Genomic DNA, 7,778 nt, shown 5'->3' with positions numbered 1-7,778 from the left:
CTGCCGGGCCGTCGTGGCGAGCTCCAGGGCTGCCCGGGCGCTCAGCCGCCGAGGGGTCGCGTCACCATCGCCGTGAGCTCCGCGGGCTGCAGCCCCGCGCGCGCGACGATCTCGTCGGCACCGAGGGCACCGCAGTCGAGACCGCGCTTGAGGAACCACGCGAGGGCCGTGGCGGTGGCGGGCTCGTCGAGGACGGCCCCCTCCACCTGGTGCACGTAGTTCGACAGCCGCTCCGCCGCGGGGTCGAGACCCTCCCGGTAGAACGCGTAGGTGGCGGCGAACCGGCTGGGGAGCTGAGCCGGGTGCAGGTCCCAGCCCTGGTAGAACCCGCGCTCCAGCGAGCGGCGCACCAGGCGCCCGTGGTTCGCCCAGGCGGCGCGCACCTGCGCGCCGTCGCCGACGGGCAGCACGTTCGTCGAGCCGTCGGACAGGCGCACGCCCGTCCCCGCGGCCGCGAGCTGCATGACCTCCTTGGCGAGGTCGGCGGCCGGGTGCTCCATCGACTGGTACGCCGCGGAGATGCCGAGCGACGCCGAGTAGTCGTACGTGCCGTAGTGCAGGCCGCTGACCCGGCCGCCGCCGGCGTGGATCATCCGGGCCACGGTGACGGTGCCCGCGGCGTCGAGGATCGACTGCGGCGTCTCCACCTGGACCTCGAACCGCAGCCGGCCGGCAGGGAGCCCGTTCGCGTCCTCCAGGCGCTCGCACACGGCGACCATCGCCTCGACCTGCGCGACGGCGGTCACCTTCGGCAGGGTGAGCACGAGGCCCGCCGGGAGGTCCCCGGACGCCGCGAGGGTGCTCACGAAGACGTCGAGCGTGCGCAGCGCCCGCGCCCGCGTGGGCCGCTCGAAGCACTTGAACCGGATGCCCACGAACGGGGTCGCCCGCCCCGCGTCCAGCTCGGCCCGCAGGGCCGCGGCCGCCGCGGCGGTCACCTCGTCCTCGGCCGCGTCCGGATGGGTCCCGTACCCGTCCTCGAGGTCGATGCGCAGGTCCTCGACCGGCTCGGTGGCGAGCTTGCGCTCCACCTGGGCCGCGACCGCGTCGCGCAGGTCCGCCCGCACGCCGACCGCGTCCAGCAGCGCCTCCGTCCCCTGCGCCTCGACGGCGGCCCACGCCTGGGCGCCCCAGTCCTGCGCCAGGCCGGCCGTGTACCGGTGCGCCGGGACGTACACGGTGTGCACGGGCTGCCGCGAGCCGTCGTCGCCCGGGTACGCCTGGTCGAGGTGCGCGTCGTGCGCGGCGAGCCGCCGCTCGATCTCGCCGAGCGCCGCCTGGTCGAGCGAGACCTTCATCGGGCCACCGCCGGGACGGCGCCCGGGTGCACGCCCGGCTGCAGGGCGCGGCCGAGGTGCTGGGCCAGGTGCTCGGCGTCCTCGGCGCGGTGCTCGGCCACGGAGACCTCCTTGAGGCCCTCGGTCCGGACGGCGTCGGCGACCGCCTCTGCCACCCGGCTGTCGAACACGCCGGGGATGATGAACGCGGGGTTGAGCTCGTCCTCGCTCACGACCGAGGAGATCGCGACGGCCGCCACCCGGAGCATCTCGTCGGTGATCAGGGTGGCGCCCGCGTCGAGCAGGCCGCGGAACAGGCCCGGGAAGGCGAGCACGTTGTTGATCTGGTTCGGGTAGTCGCTGCGCCCCGTCGCGACGACGGCGGCCGTCTCGCCGGCGGCGATGGGGTCGACCTCGGGCGTCGGGTTCGCGAGCGCGAAGACGATCGCGCCGTCGTTCATCGTCGCGACGTCCGGGCCCGTGAGGATGTTGCCCGCCGACACCCCGACGAAGACGTCCGCGCCGACGAGCCCTTCCTTGAGGGTTCCGGTGAAGCCCGACGGGTTGGTGTGCTCCACGATCCAGGCGCGGTTCTCGTCGCCGTGCGCCGACTCGGAGGTGAGCGCGCCGTGCCGGTCGAAGCCGATGATGTCCCGGGCCCCCTGGGCGAGGAGCAGCCGGATGATGGCGGAGCCCGCGGCGCCGACGCCGGAGACCGCGATGCGCACGTCCTCGATCTTCTTGCCGACCACCTTGAGCGCGTTGATGAGCGCCGCGAGCACCACGATGGCGGTGCCGTGCTGGTCGTCGTGGAACACGGGGATGTCGAGCTCCTCGCGCAGACGCTTCTCGATCTCGAAGCAGCGCGGCGCGGAGATGTCCTCGAGGTTCACGCCCCCGAAGCCGGGCGCGATCGCCTTCACGGTGCGGATGATCTCCTCGGTGTCGGTCGTGTCGAGGGCGATGGGCCAGGCGTCGACGTCCGCGAACTGCTTGAACAGCGCCGCCTTGCCCTCCATGACCGGCATCGCGGCCTGAGGGCCGATGTCCCCGAGCCCGAGGACGGCGGTGCCGTCGGTGACCACCGCGACCGTGTTGCGCTTGATGGTCAGCCGGCGCGCGTCCTCCGGGCGGTCCGCGATCGCGAGGCAGACCCGGGCCACGCCGGGCGTGTATGCGCGCGACAGGTCGCGACGGGTCTTGAGCGGTACCTTCGGCGTCACGGAGATCTTGCCGCCGAGGTGCATGAGGAACGTCGAGTCCGACATCTTGAGCACGCGGACGCCGTCGAGGGCGTCGAGGGCCGCGACGATCCGCTCGCCGTGCTCGGCGTCGACGGTGTCGCAGGTGACGTCGACGACGATCGTGTCGGCGTGCGACTGGGCGATGTCGACCCCCATGACCGAACCTCCGGCCGCGGCGATCTCGTGGACGATCTCGCTCGTCGCGCGCTGGGTCGCCGGCGCCTCGACGCGGAGGGTGATCGTGTAGCTGGGGCTGGGCATCGCCATGGCCTGGGTTTCCTTTCGAGGAGCTGATGACATGAAGTTTCGAGATGTGGAACGATGGTTTCTGGTACCGGGAACGGTGTCAGCAGACTTTGCGGAGGGGGACCTGACCATGGCGAACGGCACCGGAGTCCAGTCGGTGGACCGGGCGATCGACCTGCTCGAGATCATGACCGACCTGGGCGGCGACGCCGCGTTGAGCGAGCTGGCGGCTGCCGCCGGCCTCCCGCTCCCGACGATCCACCGGTTGATGCGGACGCTCGTGGGCCGCGGCTACGCCCGTCAGCTCCCCTCTCGCCGGTACACCCTCGGCCCGCGCCTGATCCGGCTGGGCGAGAGCGCGGGCCGCCAGCTCGGCGCCAGCGCCCGCCCCCACCTGGAGCGGCTGGCCCGTGAGCTCGGGGAGAGCGCCAACCTCGCGATGATCGACCGCGACATGGTGGTCTACGTGGCGCAGGCCTCGTCGTCGTACTCGATGCGGATGTTCACCGAGGTGGGACGCCGCGTCTACACCCACTGCACCGGCGTCGGCAAGATGGTGCTCGCCGAGCTGCCGGACCAGACGGTCCGCGACATCGTCGGCCGGGTCGGGATGCCGCCGGCGACCGACCTGTCGATCACCGACGTCGACGACCTCCTCAAGGAGCTCGGCACCATCCGCGAGCAGGGGTACGCCGTGGACGACGGCGAGCAGGAGATCGGCGTGCGGTGCTTCGCCGTGCCGGTGAAGGGCGCCCCTACCCCGACCGCGCTGTCCGTGTCCGGGCCGGCAGCCCGGGTCACGTACGAGTTCGGCGAGGCCGCGCTCCCCCTGCTGCACGAGGTCGCCGAGACCATCTCCAAGGAGCTGCTCTCCGCGGCGTGACGGCGCGCGCCGGCGCACGGCGCTCACCCGTCCCCCGGGGCGGCGGCCCCCGCGTGCACCAGCTGCGGACGGGCGACCGCCGCACGGGCGCCCTCGCGGACCTGCAGGACGTCGGGCACGCCGTCGGCGTCGAGGTCGATGGCCGAGAGGCTCCCCGAGCGCCGCCCGTGCCCGTGGCGGACCCGCGCGTGCACGTCGGCGTTGAGCCGGGCGCGGCGCGCCGCCCGGTGCTCGGCGTCGACCCGCGCGAAGTACTCCGCGCGCCGCTGCTCCTGCTCCTCGGTGACGACGAGGCGCGCCGAGGACCCTGCCGTGAACACCGAGGGGTCCTTGCTCCGCCGCCCCCACCGGACCTCGTTGAAGACGAGGTTCAGCAGCACCGACACGACCGCCGCGGCCGCGATGCCCGAGTGGAAGACCATGCCCACCCAGGTCGGGAACTGGTCGTAGAAGTCGGGGACGGCGATCGGGATGATCCCGAAGCCGAGTGCCACGGCGACGAGCGTGAGGTTGAGGTTGCCCTCGTACTCGACGCGCGACAGGGTGCGGATGCCCGACACGGCCACGGACCCGAACAGGACGATGCCGGCGCCACCCAGCACGGGTGACGGGATCGCCGCGACGACACGGCCCAGCACTGGGAACAGTCCCAGCACGAACAGCACGGCGCCCCCGGCCGCGACGGCGAACCGCGAGCGGATGCCGGTGATCGCGACGAGGCCCACGTTCTGCGCGAACGCGGATGCGGGGAACGAGTTGAGCAGGGGCGCCACCAGGGTGGCCGCCATGTCGGCCCGCAGGCCGTCGCCCACGCGCCTCGCGTCCACCTTGGTGTCGAGCACCTCGCCGATGGCGATGAGGTCGGCGGTGGTCTCGGTCATGATCACCAGGATCACGATCGTCATCGAGAGGATGGCGCCGACCTGGAAGACGGGCGCCCCGAAGGCGAACGGGGTGGGCAGCTCGAAGACGGCCCCCTGGCGCACGCCCGAGAAGTCCGCGAGCCCCAAGGGCACGGCGGCGACCGTGCCGATCACGAGCCCGAACAGGATGGACAACCGGGAGATCGTGCCCTGCAGGAACCTGCTGAGCACGAGCACCACGACCAGCGTGCCGAGGGCGAGCAGAACGTTCGGGACGGAGCCCCAGTCGGCTGCGTCCTCGTCCCCGCCCATCATCCAGCCGGCTGCCGTGGGCAGCAGCGAGATCCCGATGATCGTGATGATCGTGCCCGTCACGACCGGCGGGAAGAACCGGACGACCTGCGCGAAGAACGGGCTGATCGCCAGACCGATGGCGGCGGCGACGAGGATCGCGCCGAAGACGGCCGGCAGGCCGCCGTCTCCGCTCGCCACCGCGACCATCGTGGACACGGTGGCGAACGAGATGCCCTGGACCAGCGGGAGCTGGGAGCCGAAGAAGCGGATGCCCAGCGTCTGGAGCGCGGTGGCCAGGCCGCTGACGAGCAGCGCGGCCGAGACGAGCAGACCGATCTGCGTCCCGTCGAGGCCGGCCGCCTGGCCGACGATGATCGGCGGCGCGATCACGCCGCCGTACATCGTCATGATGTGCTGCAGGCCGTAGAGGAACGTCTTGCCGAGCGAGTAGCGCTCGTCCTCCGGCCGGCCCGCTGCGGGCGCCCCGACCGACGTCGTCCGCCCGGTCGTCGTCGTGCTCATCTCGATGCTCCTTCGAACCGACTGCACGGTGCCTCGCTGATCCGCAGTGTCCGGGTCAGCAGAATCCCGTGACCGTGGCCCACGCGCGCGGCTCCGAGGCGGCGCCGTCCCGCTTCACCTCCGCCTCGATCTTGCCGTAGGGACGGTCGGCGACGTAGAAGACCTCGTTCGGGTTCTCCATGCCGAAGGGCTCGAAGTCGACGACGAAGTGGTGCAGGTTCGGCATCGAGAACTTGATCTCGCCGATCTCCGGGTGCGCCTCCAGCACCTTCTTGCCCATCTGGAACAGGGACTGCTGCAGCGCGAGCGAGTGCACGTCCGCGAAGGTCTCGAGCAGGATGCGCCGCACGTCGTCGTAGACGGCGTTGAAGTCGATGTCGAGGGAGGTGTAGCGCCACCGGGCGGTGACCGACGTCGCGAGGATCCGGTCGGTGGTCTCCTGCAGCGTGGTGAAGCGGTCCTTGGGGAACCCGTGGAACTCCGAGCCCGTGGACTTCAGCACCTTGAGGTCCTCGAGGCCCGAGACGACGAACACCTCGTCCCCGTCGCGCTGCACGACGGTGGTGCGCGTCTCCGTGCCGCCCTTGACGAAGGCGTGGTCGTGCTCGCCGTCCGTGACGTTGTTCGTCAGCGAGGACGGGATGTGCTCCCAGGTGTACTCCTTCGCCTCCCAGCGGCCCCCCTCGATCCACTCGAAGCTGGAGACGAAGTGCTCGCCGAGGCGGAGGGCGAACTCCTCCGGCGACGGGATGCCCTCCTTGGCGAGCGCGAAGACCGTGTTCTTCTGGGTGTCCGTCGGGACCACGCGCCCCTGGTCGCCGTCGATGTGGGCGGCCGAGAAGTCCCCGCGCAGCTGCGAGGTCACGGACAGTTCGGTGATGCGATGGCGCGCCTGGTCGCGGTCGACCTTCATCACGCGGACCTCGGCCTTGCCGTACTGGTTGTCGCCCAGCACGATCGTGCCCGTGGCGGCCTGGGTGTCGGTGGCGGTGGCAGTCATCTTGCAGACTCCTTCATCTGTTGTTGCGTTGTCCCGGCCGCCCCAGGGCGGTCAGGCACGTCTCCTATGACGATGACGCAGGCCACGGCGCCTCTGCCGCGGCCGGTGGTGCGGGCCGAAGGACCCGTCAGCTCCCGCGGTACGTGGAGTACGCGAACGGGCTCAGCAGGCAGGGCACGTGGTAGTGGTCCCGCCCGGCCTCGACGGTGAAGTCGATGGAGATCGAGGGATAGAAGGTGGGGGTGCCCTGCGCGGCGAAGTACTCGCCGGTCGCGAACGTGACGCGGTAGGTGCCGGGCGCGAGAGCCTCGGGGCCCAGATTCTTGACGCGGCCGTCCGCGTCGGTCGTCGCGTCCGCGATCCGCTCCGCCGCGTCCGGACCGACGCTCCACAGGGAGACGGCGACACCGGCGGCCGGCAGCCCCGACACGGCGTCCAGGACGTGCGTGGTGATGTGCGAGGTCATGACAGCACTCCTTCCAGCCGCAGCAACGCGATCTCGCGCAGCTGCTGGCCGGCGATCCTGCGCTCCGTGGCAGCGTCGTTCCCGAGGCGCTCCTCGAGCGAGCAGAGGATCTCCTCGGCGCTACGGCCCGCGGCGCGGATGAGGAAGACGTGGCCGAACCGCTCCTCGTACGCACGGTTCCCCGCGCGCAACCGATCCTCCACCGACCCCGAGAGGTCCCCGAGACCGGCCTGCTCACGCCGCGAGTGGGCTGCGTCCGCGTCGTCCCCGGACGCCCGCTCACCGATGCGTGGGTGCCGCGCCAGGGCGGAGTCGATCTCCGCCTCGCTCCACGGCTCGGCCACCGCACGAGCTGCCGCGAGGGCGTCCTCGGTGCTCGCATATGGACGGCCGGCGACGACCTCGTCGGCCCACCGGGCCACCGCTGCGCAGGACAGCACCCGCGCGCGGGCGACGTCCGCGTCCGCCGCGTTGAACGCCTCGAGACCAGCACTCGTCATCGAGCGATCCTCCTTCGGACTATTCCACCCACCGGAAGCGGGTTTCCGTTCAGTGAAGTCTCACCCTCGACGGCGCAGCATGTCAAGTGAGTCCCCGCTCACTCCGCCGCCCGGCGAGACGCGTCGATGACGGGCCTCGCGCAGGCGCCGGTGCATCCCATGGTCGGCCCCTGGTCAGGGACCCGCGAGCAGGGCAGGCAGGCGGATGAGCGGCCGGTAGGACTGCCGGCGTCCACGTCGACAGCCAGGCTCCGACGCAGGGCGCTCCTCGAGCCGCGCCAGGTCCGGTCGGGGCGTGCGAGCCGTCACCCGCAAGCGTGGACGCGACCGTGCGTCTGGCCGCTGTGGCGGCGTTGCCTGGCGGTGTGCGCGTGTGCGGGCGTGTGGGCGACGGCCCGGGGTTCTCGGTGTGGGGGTGGTGTGGTGTGGGGGTATGCGAAAGGCCCACCCCGTGTGGGGTGGGCCTTTCGTGAATGGGTGTCC

At 71.9% G+C, this 7,778-nt stretch carries 7 protein-coding genes; 1 reads left to right on the top strand and 6 read right to left on the bottom strand.

What is annotated here, in order from left to right:
• Positions 1-41: 41 nt before the first annotated feature.
• Positions 42-1,298, bottom strand: coding sequence for a DUF6986 family protein (locus ACFT55_RS17595; protein WP_380245137.1), 1,257 nt, complete (start codon positions 1,296-1,298; stop codon positions 42-44).
• Positions 1,295-2,788: an NAD-dependent malic enzyme gene (locus ACFT55_RS17590; protein ID WP_380245136.1), complete on the bottom strand. Its 1,494-nt coding sequence runs from the start codon at positions 2,786-2,788 to the stop codon at positions 1,295-1,297. The genes ACFT55_RS17595 and ACFT55_RS17590 overlap by 4 nt, the downstream gene beginning before the upstream one ends.
• 109 nt (positions 2,789-2,897) lie before the next feature.
• Here ACFT55_RS17590 and ACFT55_RS17585 point away from each other — a divergent pair, with 109 nt between their 5' ends.
• On the top strand, positions 2,898-3,650 hold the full coding sequence (locus ACFT55_RS17585; protein WP_380245135.1) for an IclR family transcriptional regulator: 753 nt from the start codon (positions 2,898-2,900) through the stop codon (positions 3,648-3,650).
• Positions 3,651-3,673: 23 nt separating this feature from the next.
• Here the strand turns inward: ACFT55_RS17585 and ACFT55_RS17580 are convergent, their stop codons facing one another.
• From ACFT55_RS17580 to uraD, 4 genes are all read right to left on the bottom strand, one after another.
• Complete coding sequence (locus ACFT55_RS17580) at positions 3,674-5,329, bottom strand: nucleobase:cation symporter-2 family protein (protein WP_380245134.1); 1,656 nt, start codon at positions 5,327-5,329, stop codon at positions 3,674-3,676.
• A gap of 55 nt (positions 5,330-5,384) precedes the next feature.
• A complete protein-coding gene (gene pucL, locus ACFT55_RS17575) occupies positions 5,385-6,329 on the bottom strand; it encodes a factor-independent urate hydroxylase (protein WP_380245133.1) in 945 nt (314 codons plus the stop codon).
• A gap of 127 nt (positions 6,330-6,456) precedes the next feature.
• Positions 6,457-6,795 (bottom strand): hydroxyisourate hydrolase, encoded by a 339-nt coding sequence (gene uraH / locus ACFT55_RS17570; protein ID WP_380245132.1) that lies wholly within the window; start codon positions 6,793-6,795, stop codon positions 6,457-6,459.
• The gene (gene uraD, locus ACFT55_RS17565; RefSeq protein WP_380245131.1) at positions 6,792-7,295 is read right to left on the bottom strand and encodes a 2-oxo-4-hydroxy-4-carboxy-5-ureidoimidazoline decarboxylase; all 504 of its coding nucleotides are present in this window, start codon (positions 7,293-7,295) and stop codon (positions 6,792-6,794) included. The genes uraH and uraD overlap by 4 nt, the downstream gene beginning before the upstream one ends.
• Positions 7,296-7,778 lie beyond the last annotated feature (483 nt).

This window comes from Isoptericola sp. NPDC057191 (assembly GCF_042670225.1).
GTDB lineage: Bacteria > Actinomycetota > Actinomycetes > Actinomycetales > Cellulomonadaceae > Isoptericola.
This window is presented reverse-complemented; position numbering and strand designations above follow the sequence as displayed.